Source organism: Thermogemmatispora carboxidivorans (assembly GCF_000702505.1).
Classification (GTDB): Bacteria; Chloroflexota; Ktedonobacteria; order Ktedonobacterales; family Ktedonobacteraceae; genus Thermogemmatispora; species Thermogemmatispora carboxidivorans.
In genome coordinates, this window is sequence record NZ_JNIM01000001.1 from 2,933,309 (window position 1) to 2,948,258 (window position 14,950).

Consider the following 14,950-nt stretch of genomic DNA (forward strand, 5'->3'; position numbering starts at 1 on the left):
CTATCTGCTGCTGTCCTATGCACGTCTGGTATAGCGCATGACCGGCACCAATGTCGCCGGCATTGATCAGAGAGGCAGATGTCTCTGCCTCTCTGGGTCCTGCAGGAGGAACAAACCGTTTCATACTCCAGGACCAGAAACATCACACGGGCCCGTAGCGATCGCCGACGGCTGACAGCTTCGCTCCGGCTAAGACCGCTCTGGTCGGTAGGTGAGGACGACGACACCGGAACTGAAGGTCCTGGTTTCGATCAGTTTCAGCACCTTCATCTCGCTTCCCTCTCGGAAGAGACGCTTGCCTCTGCCCACCACAACAGGGAAGACCATAAGCCGATATTCATCGATCAGATCCAGGGACATCAGGCTGTGGACCAGTTCCCCACTGCCAAAAATCAATATCTCCTGCCCTGGCTGCTGCTTGAGCCGGGAGACTGCTTCCGGGAGATCGCCCGTGAGCAAGCTGGCGTTCCACTCCACTTCTGAGAGCGTAGTAGAGACCACAAACTTAGGCAAACTGTTCATGCGCTCTCCATATGCCCCAGTTCCCTGCATGCTCGGCCAGCTGGCAGCGAATCCCTGGTAGGTTCTGCGCCCCAGAAGAAGTGCAGAGCAGCTCAAAAGCTCATCGAATTTATACTTTTGCGATTCTTCGCATGTAAATCGAAAAGTCCAGTTAGGATTTTCAACAATGCCATCTAGAGACACGAACATTGAAGCAACAATTTTGGCCATATTCATCTCCTTAAAAGGAATATCGCAGCAATGCACTTGCTGATTCCAAGCGTTCGCCTCAAACCATTCTCATGTAGCTAATCAAAAACGGTAAAGATCCTTGAGTACGCACCCGTTGCGCATGTTGTGGACCTTGAGGGTCTCATAGCTTTTACAAGCGTCTACTTCAATGATCCGAGGGAGAGGTTTGCCCACCTTGGGCATTCTGACATCTGCTGCCGGGGATCGCGAGATATAGCCTCGGGCTTCCAGTCAATTGCAGAAAGCCCGCACGGACCGCGCGTAGGCGCGGCGCACCGTTAGCTATAAGGCTGGCAATGGCTTCTATGGCTTCGTGGAGACGGAGACCAAGGCCCGCAAGGGCAAGCGCTCTATCGTGCTCCCCTCGCTCGCCATTGACGCCTTGAAAGCGCACCAGGAAGGGCAACAGGAGGCTTGCCGCAAGGCGGGCGCCCGCTGGCAGCAGAAGGATCTGGTCTTCTGCACGCAGCACGGCAATTTCCTGACCGATAGCTTCGTGCGCCACCAGTATTACCAGATCCTGGACCAGGCCGGCTTGTCGCGGATCCATTTTCACGATCTGAGGCATAGCACGGCCACCATCCTGCACGCGCTGGGAGTCCCTATCAATGTGATCCAGGAGCTCCTCGGTCACAGCCAGGTGACGGTCACGCTGGGCATCTATGGACATGTGTTGCCAGGGATGCAAGGGGAGGCCCTGCGGAAAATGGAAGAGCTGTTGAGGAGAGAGCAGGAAAAATAACTGTCACTTAAGCTGTCTTGAGGACAAAGGGCGGCTCCCCTATGGTGGGGAGCCGGCCACGTGGCTTGGGAAGAGGGAGCGGGAGACGGGACTCGAACCCGCGACAGCCTGCTTGGAAGGCAGGTACCCAACAAAAGAGAAATCAATGCTGCCACTCGACTCCAGAAGCCAGTTCACACAACTCATCTACAAGCTTAATGACATCTACAAGCTTAATGAAAAGAGACAGGGATACATCGACAGAATGCTGCATTCCAAGGCAGACACTCTGAAAAGAGTATAACCTAGGCGTTGCCTCAAAGCAAGAGCAGAGGCTCTCGTTTGACTGACCTTCCTGCAGCCTTGCGAGCGGTGCGCGTCCCCAGCGTTGCTCCAGGGGCCTCCCCCAGAAGTCAGTCTCTACACCCGCTGCACCAGATTAAGCAAAGAGAACGACTCTCCCCAGTCCGCCTCAGAGAACATCCTCTCATACTCGGCACGGCGAATGACAAGATCCACACTCACACCTCACTCCAGCGCTCTCCTGACAAAGAGCCAATCAGTACCTCCAGCCAGAGCAACAAGCACTACAAGACATGGCCTTGTTGTCATTGAACCTCTTCTGAGATCTGCCGCAATGGAACCACGACCAAGGTCTCCGCCTGCTGCCTTCCCAAGGAAGCTGTTCCCTCCCGCTGCAGATCCACTCCCTTTCTCCCACCCTCCCGATCTTTTCCCGCTGCCTTCCCGCTTCCTTCCCAGACGCTTCCCACCACCGTCGTGTACGCTCTTCTTCGTCGAGCGCATCCAGGTCACGCAGAATGTGCAACATGGCCGGGAAGGGCCTTCTCCTCCTCCGCCAAACCACAGAGGGAGTCTATCAGATGCCAGTCTTGCCCCGGCTTATCGAACCGACACTCCTGACGCGAGCTTCTCTTGGGGTGAGGGCCGATGACTGGCTGCCGGTGTGGACCAGGAAGGGAAGAGGGCAGACGTTTCTGCTTCATTCTACTCCCAGCATGGCCCTGGCCAGAATCTCCCAGTGCCGTGCCGCTGGTCTCAGGAAGAGCTTATCAGGTCACGTTCTGGGTTTCTGCCATCAGCCCCATGCTGACCCACTCGGCGCATTCGCACACGGCGCCGGCCTCAACCGCGGCCTGGGGCCGCTCCTGTTTTCAATGGCCGTCGCCTTCCTCCTGCCTCGTCCACAGGCGATAGGGCACCTGGGAAGCAGCGTTCGATCAGGCCGCACGATCTTCATTCAGGGGGCAAGACACGTCAGCACGGGCAATGTTCTTCGCAGCAGATGGAGAGTTGGTGGCTTCTGCTACCCAAGGAGGAGCCAGCCAGCAGTTTCGCCTCTGCTTCTCCCAAGAGAGAGCCCGGCTATCTCCCTCCCGTACAGGAAAGGAGAAAGGAGCCATCACCACCATGCAACGACGACGAAGAGGCATCCTGGTGCCAGGGGCACCGTTCCCCCCCTCCTTCTGGATTCTGGTAGGCGGTATCTTCGTGAACCGGTTCGGCAGCTTTGTCGGGGTCTTTCTCCTGGTCTATCTGACGGCTCAAGGCTACCCCACAGCGCAAGCAGGCTTCGCTGCAGGAGCCTATGGGCTGGGCAGCATGGCCGCAGCTCTCTTCGGTGGCTCTCTGGCAGACCACCGGGGAAGACGGTGGACTATCGTGGTCGCCATGTTCTCTTCCGCCGCAGCCACCCTGGCCTTATCACAGGCGCGTGCCATGCCGGCGCTGGTGGGCCTGGCGACCCTGGCCGGCTTCTGTGCTGCCCTCTATCGTCCGGCGGCCAGCGCTTTGTTGACCGAGCTGGTGCCGAGGGAGCAGCGCCTGTCCGCCTTCGCCTGGTACCGGTTTGTCCTCAATGTCGGCTTTACTGCCGGTCCGCTCCTGGCTGGCTTCTTCGCCAGCCATGCCTTCTTCTTCTTGATCTTCCTGACAGATGCGCTCTCTTCCGTCATCTTCGGCGTGCTGGCCCTGGTCGCTTTGCCCGCTGAGAGCAGTGGTGCAGCTCAGCAGCAGCCACCCACAAGAGCCGGATTCGTGGAAGCCCTTCATCACGATCCTCGTTTTCTGCTCTTCCTGCTCGGCTCCCTGGCAGTGGCCATGGTGTACTTCCAGCATCAGTCCACGCTTGTTCTGCAGGTGCACAGTCTGGGTCTGTCCAACGCCGTCTATGGAGCGCTGCTTTCGCTCAATGGCCTGGTAGTCATCGTGTTCGAGCTGCCTCTCAGCCAGGTCACCAGCAAATGCCCTTTGCTGCCACTGATTGCCATAGGATGGCTGCTTACCGCCCTGGGATTTGGGCTGGTCGCCTTTGCCTCCAACCTGGTGTTCCTGGCCGGTACAGTGATACTCTGGAGTGTGGGTGAGATCCTCCATCACCCCGCCTCTGCAGCCTACGTCGCCGATCTGGCGCCAGCGCACTTGCGTGGTCGTTACCAGGGTGTCTGGGAGCTCACCTGGAACCTCGCCCAGACGGTCGGGCCGCCGCTGGGGACCCTGGCCTTTTCCTGGGACGCTCCCAGATTCTGGTGGCTGTGTGGTTTGCTAACCAGTGTTGCTGTGCTGCCCCTTGTGCTCGGGAAAGCGCCAGACCAGACGTCCACGCAGGCAGCACGTCCCAGCGCAGAGACTCCTGCGCTGCGGAGGTCGGGTCCCCCCTACCCCCTCCGGAAGAAATCTGGGCCTCCAGGGAGACGCTCGCGTGCGCTGCTCAACTATCTGACCCTTCTTCCACAAGGCACTGATTTAGACCTTCGTACCATCCAGCAGGTGATATGTTGCTCGTATCCCCAGGCACGTCATCTGGTAGAGGCCCTGGAACGACAGGACTATGTGCTTCGTGTGGCGGGACCACGCCGGCGCTATTGCCTGCATCCGTCCTACCGTCCTGCAGCCGTTCGTCTCCGTCACCGGTGAGACCAGGAGCAGGAGGCGGCTGCCTCCGCTCCACTCTTCCCCATAGTCACCGACACTCCTCACACACGTTTGCCGACTGCTCTCACTCGTCTCGTCCCTTGCCAGTACGACCTGCCTGTCTGCCTACCGCCTCAAAGCGCCCCATCCGTTGGAGCGTCCCGAGGCACTCACTTCCTCGGAGGGAGCGGACAGCCACCTGCCTGTGGACGCCAGCCTTGTTCATCGGAGTCATTCCCCGCCTCACGGCTTGATCAGCGCTGTGGAGGAGTCACTGCCCTGATGGGAACAACAGCCAGCCGCTGGAGCTGTCCCTGAATCCAGGTCACGCCCCCCTGCACCAGACCAGTCGTTGGATCTTGCTGCCCGACGTAGGCTGTATTCGCGCTGGTCAGCATCTCATCCAGTAATGAGAGTGCCTTTGCCTGCCGCAATTGCGTATCGCTCATGGAGACAAGCTGGACTGCGTCCTGGCGGATGTGGTGCATCAGGACAGCAATGGCCTGTAACTGCCTGTCTACGCTCGTGGCAATCTGCTGCTGGGAAGCCTCATGGCCAGGAGCATTGATGAGACCACTCAAGTGCAGGCTGATATGGGCGAGATAACTGGGGAGTGCCTGGTTGGGGTCCATCTGCAGGAGACCGATACGCCCTGCCTTCGGATCAACCAGGATCGGGGTACCAGCGGGAGTATCACGCCCAACATAGGCGGTGCCGTCAAGGTAGTCCAGGATGCGGATCACTTGCCGGCGCAACAGCCCCGTATGGGTCCCGGAGGCCCAGTCATCCCTCGCCGCACTTGACCACTCCAGAAGCTTTTCCGTATTGCGAGAGAGCCAGAGGGCCAGCCCTCCGGAGAGACCAATGTGTTGCAGCTCAGGATCGCTGGCCAGCAGATGACGCAGGTGGGAGAGGAGACTATAGTGCTGCTCGTCCCCCGGCGTGGGCGTGTCAGGGATCGCTCCAAGCAACCGCCAGGTGGTCGAGTCGAGAGAGGGCGTGATCGGCGGATTGGCCGCATCCTCCTCGGTCACCAGGAATCGGCTATACTGAGCGAGTAGATTCTGGTGAGAAGGGCTGCGATAGGTCAGCAGGACGGTTCTGCCTCTCGTTGACGAGAGGGTGCCCAGCAGCAGCGGCGGTGTCTGATCATCTGATCGGTCAGGAAGGAGCCAGGCGTACCCGGCTTTGGCCGCCGGCACTGCGGGAAGCTGTTGGAGCGTGAGGGTGATTACATCGTTGAGACCCCGTGTACCCAATGGATCGAGTTGACCACTACTGCCAAATGCCAGAGTCCCTACGAACGTAGTCGTTGGAGGCTCCACCAGCGTGGCCGATGGAGAAGCGACCAGCACCGAGCAGAGGAACGTGAAGAGCACCAGCGTGATCATGCTAACAAGCGCGAGCAGCGCCAGTTTTGTACGAGGGACCAGGCCAGGCAGGCGTCGCTTCTGTGTCTGCCCGGGAGCTGAAGACGGCGACAGGATCGTCTTCGGCAGCAAGGTCTCCCCCGCGGGAAACCGGCTGGCATCCTCCGGCTCGAGAGCACCCGGCATGTACCCAGACATCGGTTTCTGATTCTGAAAAGACGGGGATTGCCCGGAAGGGCTTGTTTCAGTTCCTGCATCTGGGTCTAAGGCGACAGGAGACGAGGCCCCAGTCAACCTGACGCCAGGCGTGCTTTGCGATGCTCCACCTGGTAAAACAGCCCTCGACCGCAGCGCGGCGTCAGTCGTCAGTACCAGTTCCAGCGAAGGGAAGAGGTGCATTCCATACTGATGAGCAAGGGGAGCCAGCGCCTCCAAGCGGCTGTCCGGGACAACGATCCCGACAATGGGCGGTGCAGGGACCTCAGCAAGACGCGCGAAATGCTCATCACAACTCAGGGCGGGACCATGCTCGGGGAGCGCCAGGATGATCGGCTGTGATTGCTGGGCGATTCCCGCTCGGACGATCTCGAAGGAATCTTCCGGTTCAACCTGGAGCAGAGTCAATGCTCCTGGAGCAACCATGGTCGCCAGGTGTGTCAGGTCTTGCTGCGCGCACTCTGTCAACAGCGCGTGCACATCATCTATCTGCATACGTACTGCTCTCTTTCTTCTCCTGCATACCTCTCAGGAAAGTCATCAGGCAGATCGAACAAGGCACTCATCGCTGCACGGGAGCAGAGCTTGCGTCGGCAGATAGCTGTCCGCACGTCTTGCAACACGTCCTGCCAATCTGCTCCAATAGGAGAGTGCGATCTCTCGCGGGCGCATCACGTACAAAGAAATGATCCCCGGGAAATTGCTGGAGCCGAAACGTGCTGTGCGTATGCGCCTGCCAGGCTAGCAGTTCGGGGATGCCTACGAACCCATCCTGTTCCCCACCAGAGACCGTGATTGGGCAATCGAGTCCAATGTCCGGGACATAGGCATAGGTTGCTTCCAGCAGCGCGTCGGCCCGCAGCTTGGGGAGGATCACCGGCAGGAGCCGCGCATCGGCCAGAACATATTCAGGAGTTCCACCCAGAGCGCGCACGTGCTCGATGACCTCTTCATCGGAGAAGTGCTCCATCCCCTCAAGTGGATGGGGGCCTGGAAGATGCGGTGCGCGACAGGCCGCAACGCAAAGTGCCACTGGTGACAACTGATGCCGCGTAGAGAGCGCCCGCGCCAGTTCAAAGGCAATCAGCCCTCCGAGACCTGCCCCAAAGAACGCAAATGGTCGATCCAGCCAGGGAGCGAGCGGAGAAGCAGCCAGAGTCGGCGGGACAAGTGTGTTAATGAGCATGGGCATAGAGGTGAATAGGGGGTATTCTCGAACCCGATGCGCACGACCGGGGAGCTGGATCGGACAAATTTCCAGGTGATCACGCACTGCCTCTGGCAAGAGATCAGGCCAGCGATGAAACAGGGTATGATCACCACCGGCATAGGGAAGGCAGAACAACCGTAGTGCGGGCTGGTCAAGGCGCCGTGGACGGCGCACCCACTGTGCAGGGTCTAGCGAGATCATCGCGGGGCCTCCTCAGCCTGGCTGCAGATGTCAGACTCATCTCTCTGCGGGGCCACGACCAGCGTCTCCATGATAGTCAGCAGCTCCCCCAGGATTGGATGGTCGAAGACGACGAACGGATCAAGATCGATCTGGAACTGCTCATGGATGCTGGTCAGGAGGATGGCAACATCGAGAGAGTCGCCACCGGCCTCAAAGAAATCGGTGTCTCGATCGACCTGGCCTGGATCCCGATCGAGAATCTGGCTGAACAGGTGGCAGAGGTGCGCTTCCAGCTCGCTGGACGCGCGCCCGACGCCCTGGCTCCAGCGCTGTCTCTCCTGCTGACCGTTCTCAAGAGGGATGCCTTGCTCGACGCCATCATGGTGGACCTGCTGCTCTACCGGTGAGGCAGACCCCTCCTGGCCAGCTCGGGACCGGGCCACGATGGCGCGTTCCTGGTAGCCGGCTTCCCCGGCGGTGACCACGACCTGCTCTGGCTGCACCTCAATGTGCACCGTGTGGTGTTCCAGGTGCGCCAGATCCAGCGACAGGACCGCCGTCGAACCATCTGGTGTCAGATCAAGGGTATAGGGCTTCCGGCAGAGCTGCGTTTTCGCTGAACCCTCTTTCCTTTCTCTGCTCACCGGGCTGGTCTGAATGGGGACATGACCTGGCGCAGGAGCCCTGAGAGCGACTGGCACCTGCTGCAGCAGGCGGAGGCCCCCCAGGTTCTTCCAGCACAGCGCTGGCTCTGAGACGGCCAGCTGAGCTGCCGGGAACTGCCGGAGGAATGACGAGGCGGCCATCTGCACCAGATGCAGCGTGTGGTCCTCTCCCAGGCAGGCATGTGGTCCCCAACCAAAAGCGAGCGGCGGATGGCTCTGGTCGCGATCAAGCCTGCAGGCATCTGGCTCTGGGGCGTACACCAACCGATCACGATCGGCTGCTGCCAGCACGATCAGCACAGTCTGCCCTCGCCGAATGCGTTTGTTGCTCAGGACGACATCCTGCAGCGCCTGACGAGCGAGGACGTGTTGTGGACCGTCAAGCCGCGCGACCTCTTTGAGGAACGCAGGCCAGAGCGCCGGCTCGTGCTCAAGCTGCTCGCGCAGAGCTGGCTCTCGCCAGAGCCACAGCAGCGTCATGGCGATCAGGTGAGCCACCCCGTGAGAACCTGCGGCCAGCATGGCCAGCAGCGTGGCAACCACGATCGCACCAGAGCCGGCTTCTTGCTCTGCTGAGCGTGGGACGCCTCGATTCGCTCCCAGGACCTGCAGCAGGTGGCTGACCAGGTCGCGCTGAGGATGGAGCCGGCGGGCCTTGACCAGACGAGCGAAATACTCCAGGGCCTCGGTCAACCATTCAGACAGCTGCTCCACCTGAGCCGTTGAGTAGCCAGCCCACCCAGCGAGAGCCGCTTGAGCAGCGTCACCCCAGCGGGAGAGGGATGCCAGCGAGTCGGAGGGCAGGGTCAGGAAGCGGGCCTGAGCCGCGCGTGCGAGCGGCTCAGCAAAATCCGCGAGCAGATCGATGCCGGCCTCATGGGGGGCAGGCGCCAGGACAGCCACCTGCTCATCGATCAGCTGTTGCAGTGCAGCCGTCCTCTGCTCGACCATCTGGGGGCTGCAATGCGGCTGCAGCGCTCTGCGGACCTGGCGATGAAGCGGGCCTTCCAGGAACGGCGCAGCGAGCCTGAGCACCTGGTGCAGGGGAGGCAGTTGCACCGGCGCGCACTCCCTGGCACTCGCTTGCCAGCGAACCGGCAGCGCTCCGAAACGCCCTCTCTGGTCGCCCAGAATCGCTCTGGCCTCCTGATAACCGGTACAGACCCAGCGGTGCCCGTCTGGCTCAAAAACGAGCGGCCCGCAGCGCCGAAGGAAGGCATACCACGGGAAGGGATCGGCGACGACCACAGGATCATCAAGCCGACGAAGGCACGCATGGAGTGTCATTCGTGCAAGCGTCATCGCAGAAAGACTCCTGGATGTTCCAGATGAACAGCCTACGAATGATTCGTCCACAGAGCAAGGAGAGCAACAGGAGGAAACCGATGCTTTGCGCTCTCCAGGCCGCGACATCAAAGCTGCGTCGCTTCGCATCCTGCCCTTCGCTTGAGGTGGCCTGCGTGGCAGCACGCGATCTTCCGAGGAAGACGGATCTTGCAAGCGGATGGGAACACTCCAGGGAGGTACACGACTGGCCCCTCTCTCCCCTTCCCGTCCCCAATCGCAGCAAGGAGGATAAGATAATGTTGGCACCTGTTGTATCACATAAGCGATCTTCTTACTGTAGCACAGGCTTCCCAGTTGTGTCAAGGAATACTCTATTCGATGACATGATAACAAATTACAGAAGAATGGAGTGTCTTTGTAGCACATACCGGGCAAGCAGCACTGCCAGCAGCGTTCAGACAGCAATCGATCGGATAAAGACCATCGATTGCCCTGCTCTGCTCTCTCTCTCCTTACCGGGAAGGGAGCAGGCACTTGCGACAAGTGACCTCTTCCCTCTATGGCTGCCAGCTGGCTCAACGAGTCGGTCGGCAGGCAGCCCATCCTAAACCGATGCAGGCACGGGATTGCCTGGCAGCCTGAATGATTCCGACAGGCATGTCAGGCAGCTATCCCGCGCTAAGCGGAGAGGCGCCACTTCATGCCGGTTGCAAGAGGGGAGGGAGGGCCTTGCCAGGGGTGTCCAGCCCATAATTGGAGACCAGCCAGCCTGTGCCCCCCATCGGCGCATTGGCTCCCTGGCTGGCAGGCGGCACACGCACGAGCAGGACGCCCATCCGATGGACACGCGGTTGTTGGCTGGTCGGGTCCTTCATCAGCCCCTGCTGGGACTGGCCTGTCTGGGGATCAGTCAGAGACTGCCACAGCGTAAACGTGACCTCTACCCACGCAAACTGCTGCTGCCCGCGAACGGCAAAGGCCATCAGGCGAGGCTGTGGATCGATGACCGCCTGAATCAGGCGTTCTCCTACCACAAGATCGTAGAGCTGGTTCGTCGTCACCCGGACATCTTGCTGCCGAAACCGCTCACGAGCCGCCGGAGTGAGCAGGAACACTGCTGCTGTCAGCGTTCCTCCATGTTGGGCGCGAGTCCCGACAGAGCGATAATCCAGGCTCATCTCGCGATCCGTAAACGTGACAGCCGTCCGTTCAGCAAACAGCGCATCCCCCAGCGTCAGCCCCGCACTGGTCCACCCAGTGGGGAGGGAAACCGGTATCCAGTTGCCCGGGTCGCTGGCGCCAGTCGCCGTCGGCGAGAGCGCCTGAGGAGGGAGCCGGGACGGAGGAGCCGTAGCCACCGGCGACGAGCCACGACGGGTCCCGGGTGTGGCTCCTCCAGGAGTAGAGCGCTGCTGCGCAACCGTCGTTGCGTGCGTCGCCGGTGGATGGGGCGAGGCAGCGGGAGCAAGCAGAGTGAACCCTAGAAACCCTACTGTCAGGACGACGACAACGCTGATCAGACCAGGCTTGAGCCACATCCGCCAGCGCGTACCTCCTGGAGACGGGCTTCCTGGACGGGATGAAGACGGCGCTCTCCCTGCTCCTGGCGCCCCCGCCGGGGCCGTCTGCTCGGAGGCCAGAGCAGGGAGCGGCTCAGAGAGTTGAAACGGGAGCGGAAAGGCATCGCTCCAGCTTTCATGGTCCACCTCTGTCTCCAGATCGGGAGCAGCCCCCTCCTGGAGGACGAAGGAGGTGAACGGGTCCACAGGATCGCTCATAGCAGCCGGGTCACGCCTATCACTGGCGTCGACAGGCCGTGGGCTCGCAGTGGGGGTCGGCGACAGGGGTCGCTCCCCATGTTGATCGGCCTGGTGCAACGGGCCAGAGGACGGCCCTGCAGAAGCGCCAGGTGGTTCGCCTGTCATCAGATAGTTCTCCTTTCTTGCTGGCTTGACAGCGGAGGAGCAGCTTCTCAGCCTGCCCGTCAGAAGGGCCAGCGCAAGACTCCTTGTCGCGGGTGGCTTCCTCCTCTCCAAGAGCAGCCTTCCCTTCCTCCATCTCATCGGTGAGGTTGGGCATCGGAGGGCCAGCCGCACTCATGGGACAGTCTAGCGCACTGGACCCCCAGGACAACGGGAGCGCCCTGGGAATCTCCTGGGAGCCAGGCAGGAAGCGTCTGGGAGCCAGGCGGGAAGGACCGGGCCGGGGCCACAGCACGGGGTCCTGGTGATGCACCAGGTGGGGTCGAGAGCGGACGTCGGCAAGCAGGGGCAGCACAAGAGGCCAGGAGTATGAAGACACAGCGATCAGCAGCCAGCCTGGCTGTGCTTCCGCTGCTCACCCATCAGCATGGCACACGTGCTGCCATGCGCGGTGATATCCTTCTTCGGAGCAACTCGCAGGAGAAAAGGGGCAGACAACGATGGAGACAAAAACCCTGTATGATTTGAGATATGCGCGCTTTTCGAGATGCACACGTACTGAGGTCTCCCCAGAGCACTTCTACGCCACTACCCTCTCCTACCGTATCTGGAAGCTGGATCGCAAGAGGAGTAACCAGCGAGGCTATACACCGCTGATGCTCATCAGCGGTCCTTGTGAAGATCGCACGGAGGCGGAGAGCGCAGGGAGGGTCGTGCTGACGAAACACTGCCGCGGACTGGCTGGCGAGGCTGACAGGTGGCGCGCCCTGCGCCTGCTCGCTCATCGTGCCCTCGCAGCAAACCACGTGGAGGCGATTCTCAAAGCAGGCCCCCAGACGCCAACAAGCTGGGGAGCAGCGAAGGGGTGCTGATGGAAGTGGTGGCCCCTCCAGACTGAGGGCTGCCGCTGGTCGGAGCATCCAGGGAGTCCAGAGGAGGAGAGGGCTGCCCACAGACGCAACCTTGTGGCCAGTTGGGAGGCACCGTTCCAGGCGTGGCATCTGCCTCTCGGCGATTGCTCAGCTGAAGCGTGCAGCACTTGCCTGGTCTCGCAACGACTCCCGTTCTTCACCAGGGTGAACCATCCAGCGTCCAACCAGCAGGCGTTGAAACCCGCCAGGACGCGCTTTTCTCGCATCACCACGACGTGATGACAAGGCGGAAGGACCCGGGAACCCCCTGCCTCACGACCCATACGTGCTCCCTGTCTCAAGATAACGCAGAATCCTTTTGAGCACCTTCTGCACCCGCTCAGGACACGAGCAGTGGGTGGCAAGGAACCTCCCCCGAGCCACCTTGCTTGAAAACTGCCCGGCTTGAGTACGTACCTCCTGCGGTAGCTCTGCTTCCACAGCCACTTCAAAACCCTCGTTAGCGCGTGTGGCCAGGGTGAACACTCCGAAAGATTCGAGCTGTTCAGTCCAGCGCTGGAACGCCTGAGAATCGCTCTCCACCCCTTCTGGAGGAGCAGGTAAAGTTCGACCAGCCACTTCCAGGATCTTCCGTATCCAGAAGATGGGGTCCTTTGAGTTGTTGGCCTTGTCCCAGCACAGATCCCCGTCGCCAAGGACGGCCCAGGGAATGGAGAGCGGTTGGAGAAGGGCAACCCATCGCGCAAAATTCGCCTTGCCGTCCACTGAGAGCACGACACCACCCCGGTTCAGCAGGTCTGGGTACCAGACTGGCAAAGCTCCCTGCTCGGTTTCTCCTTCAACCAGCAGCACGGCCTGGCTGAACAGGAGCGCTTTGGCTGAGGGATTCTCTTTGAGGAACCGCTGCAATTTCGGCTCTGGAAGATACGGGCTGCCACCGAAGGTCGAGCGAACTGTGCTCTTCGCCCCGCCTCCAGCAGAGAAACGGCTCACGCACGTGAGCCTGTTATCAGGTACCAGGGAGGGGCTATGAGTGATCAAGAGCACCTGATTCGCTGGAAGGACAAGACCAGGGTGCCTGTCTTCTCCGTCCTGCCCCAGGAGAGTGAGCAGGCGAACCTGGGCCGACGGGTGCAGGTGCAAGGCCGGTTCATCCAGCAGGAGGATCCGACCAGGACCTTCTCCAAGGATGGTAGCCAGCAAAAGCGCCTCAGCTCTGCCCGCTCCACTGAAGCGGAGAGGAAGATCCCCCCAGCGATTGAGGATGACTATTTCCACCTCCTGGTCTGAGGACGCAGAGTGATCCCCCCCCGAAGCCAGCCGTACTTCGCAGTGTTCACCTGTCAAACAGGTAAAAATCCTCTGTATGTCTTGATACTGTTTTCGCTCCGTCATGGAACCGTTCTTCTTAGCAAACAGCAACCGTGCCAGGTGTTCGCCCGCGCTTATCCCTGACCAGGAGCTATCCGCTGTTGTCCCCAGCAGGGAACGGTCGGCAGGGAGACGGAGTTCATCGAGCGCCAGAAGGGATTGCTGCATCAGCTGCTGGAACAGCAGATGCGCGTTCCTCAGTTGGTGCGAGCCGGCAGGGATCACCAGCGATTCGCGGAGCGCTCGGTGCGTAGCAAGCTCTGAGGGGTGAACAAGTCGTGGATAGTCCTCCACCTGGAGGCGAATGCCTTGATCGGCAGGAATCCAGGCAGGAACGTCAAAGGAATTGAGTTCAGAAAGGAATGCGCACCCTCCTGTGCCAGAGAGCGTGGTCAACAGCTCTTCCTGCTGTGCCGGGTCGAGGTGAGCAAGCCACGCAGTAAATAACGAAGCTATGGGCGTTGAGGCTGGCGAAGCACTCCCGTAGAGAATCCCTCCCCGACTGAGATCAAGGCAGAAGAAGAATGGTGCTCCCTGGCGAGGCGCCTCATAGCGACAGAGCCATCCCCACTGTTCATCATAGGTGAGCACAAGCCGTCCTCGATAGAACCAGGTCAGCAGATCACGGGAAAGCTGTTGGTGGACCCAGGCATCGAATCGCTTGAGGCCAGCAGGAGTAACAGAACGCTGCCGGGCCTTCAGAGCCTGATCGATAGACGGCTGGTCACAGAGAACCGCCGCGAAGAAGCGCACACACCAATCCTGTTCCTGGACGGTATTGAGTTCAATCTCCAGGGTGATCTCGATCGTTTGCGCCTCAGCGCCTTGATACCCTGCATGCTCCCACCTTGTGGCAGCCTGGGATCGGTCCAGGGCCAAAGCATCATACACGCACTTGAGGGCACGAAAGACATTCGTCTTGCCTGCACCGTTCGGACCTACCAGCACGTTCAGCCGGGGATCAAGATCCGGCCACGAAAAAGAGTCAAAAGAGAGAAAGTGTTTCACCGAAATTGCTCGAATGATCATCGATTGTCCCTTCCTGAAGAAGATGGGGGTTGAGCCGAGCCGCTTGTTGCTCTGGGACAGAGAGCTACTTCTCTCTGTTCTCCGCGCTCACCAGTTTCTCTCTCTTGAGGGGGGAGCCGCAAGATCGTCCTCCTGCCCCCAAGAAGAGAGCGCCTCCTGATCGGTCAGGCAGCAGTCTCCGGGTGCACAAGCCGCTGTTTCTTCAGGCTGCCTGCGCACAGCCGAGCGAGCGCCCTCGCCTGGTGGACTGCAGCGGCAAGTCATGGCATCTACTCAGCAGACGCGGCTTATTGGACCAGGCAGACCATCAGTCCGTCTGAATCTCCGCTGTCCCTGGAGAGAGGAGATCTTGCTTCCGCGGCAGCTCGTCTTCCTCTGGCAGCACACAGGGGATTGCCGAGGCCCGTTCCCGTCAGT

The 14,950-nt window shown here is 60.4% G+C and carries 9 protein-coding genes; 3 read left to right on the forward strand and 6 right to left on the reverse strand.

Annotation, left to right across the window (positions count from 1 at the left end; all coding sequences use genetic code 11):
• Nucleotides 1-189: 189 nt before the first annotated feature.
• The gene (locus tag N688_RS11495) at nt 190-732 is read right to left on the reverse strand and encodes a dihydrofolate reductase family protein (RefSeq protein ID WP_052889412.1); all 543 of its coding nucleotides are present in this window, start codon (nt 730-732) and stop codon (nt 190-192) included.
• A 334-nt stretch (nt 733-1,066) separates the two neighbouring features.
• On the opposite strand from N688_RS11495, the gene N688_RS11500 reads away from it, so the two are divergent.
• Nucleotides 1,067-1,495, forward strand: coding sequence for a tyrosine-type recombinase/integrase (locus N688_RS11500; RefSeq protein WP_052889413.1), 429 nt, complete (start codon nt 1,067-1,069; stop codon nt 1,493-1,495).
• 1,410 nt (nt 1,496-2,905) lie between these two features.
• Nucleotides 2,906-4,411: an MDR family MFS transporter gene (locus tag N688_RS11505; RefSeq protein WP_052889414.1), complete on the forward strand. Its 1,506-nt coding sequence runs from the start codon at nt 2,906-2,908 to the stop codon at nt 4,409-4,411.
• Nucleotides 4,412-4,662: 251 nt separating this feature from the next.
• Here the strand turns inward: N688_RS11505 and N688_RS11510 are convergent, their stop codons facing one another.
• From N688_RS11510 to N688_RS11525, 4 genes are all read right to left on the reverse strand, one after another.
• Nucleotides 4,663-6,489 carry a hypothetical protein gene (locus N688_RS11510; RefSeq protein ID WP_052889415.1) on the reverse strand — a complete coding sequence of 609 codons (1,827 nt, stop codon included), beginning with the start codon at nt 6,487-6,489 and terminating at the stop codon, nt 4,663-4,665.
• 67 nt (nt 6,490-6,556) lie between these two features.
• Complete coding sequence (locus tag N688_RS11515) at nt 6,557-7,405, reverse strand: thioesterase II family protein (protein WP_052889416.1); 849 nt, start codon at nt 7,403-7,405, stop codon at nt 6,557-6,559.
• Complete coding sequence (locus N688_RS11520) at nt 7,402-9,354, reverse strand: cytochrome P450 (protein ID WP_052889417.1); 1,953 nt, start codon at nt 9,352-9,354, stop codon at nt 7,402-7,404. Before N688_RS11520 ends, N688_RS11515 begins: the two co-directional genes overlap by 4 nt.
• Before the next feature lie 683 nt (nt 9,355-10,037).
• Nucleotides 10,038-11,264 (reverse strand): hypothetical protein, encoded by a 1,227-nt coding sequence (locus N688_RS11525; protein WP_156025389.1) that lies wholly within the window; start codon nt 11,262-11,264, stop codon nt 10,038-10,040.
• Nucleotides 11,265-11,761: 497 nt separating this feature from the next.
• Here N688_RS11525 and N688_RS11535 point away from each other — a divergent pair, with 497 nt between their 5' ends.
• Nucleotides 11,762-12,133 (forward strand): hypothetical protein, encoded by a 372-nt coding sequence (locus tag N688_RS11535; protein ID WP_052889420.1) that lies wholly within the window; start codon nt 11,762-11,764, stop codon nt 12,131-12,133.
• A gap of 312 nt (nt 12,134-12,445) precedes the next feature.
• Here N688_RS11535 and N688_RS23980 read toward each other — a convergent pair whose 3' ends face one another.
• Nucleotides 12,446-14,533 (reverse strand): AAA family ATPase, encoded by a 2,088-nt coding sequence (locus tag N688_RS23980; protein ID WP_052889421.1) that lies wholly within the window; start codon nt 14,531-14,533, stop codon nt 12,446-12,448.
• Nucleotides 14,534-14,950 lie beyond the last annotated feature (417 nt).

What these genes read in the sequence shown, in the direction of transcription:
- N688_RS11495 (WP_052889412.1), bottom strand. Translation starts at nt 732, where the DNA reads ATGGCCAAAATTGTTGCTTCAATGTTCGTGTCTCTAGATGGCATTGTT.
- N688_RS11505 (WP_052889414.1), top strand. Translation starts at nt 2,906, where the DNA reads ATGCAACGACGACGAAGAGGCATCCTGGTGCCAGGGGCACCGTTCCCC.
- N688_RS11510 (WP_052889415.1), bottom strand. Translation starts at nt 6,489, where the DNA reads ATGCAGATAGATGATGTGCACGCGCTGTTGACAGAGTGCGCGCAGCAA.
- N688_RS11515 (WP_052889416.1), bottom strand. Translation starts at nt 7,405, where the DNA reads ATGATCTCGCTAGACCCTGCACAGTGGGTGCGCCGTCCACGGCGCCTT.
- N688_RS11520 (WP_052889417.1), bottom strand. Translation starts at nt 9,354, where the DNA reads ATGACGCTTGCACGAATGACACTCCATGCGTGCCTTCGTCGGCTTGAT.
- N688_RS11525 (WP_156025389.1), bottom strand. Translation starts at nt 11,264, where the DNA reads ATGACAGGCGAACCACCTGGCGCTTCTGCAGGGCCGTCCTCTGGCCCG.
- N688_RS11535 (WP_052889420.1), top strand. Translation starts at nt 11,762, where the DNA reads ATGGAGACAAAAACCCTGTATGATTTGAGATATGCGCGCTTTTCGAGA.
- N688_RS23980 (WP_052889421.1), bottom strand. Translation starts at nt 14,533, where the DNA reads ATGATCATTCGAGCAATTTCGGTGAAACACTTTCTCTCTTTTGACTCT.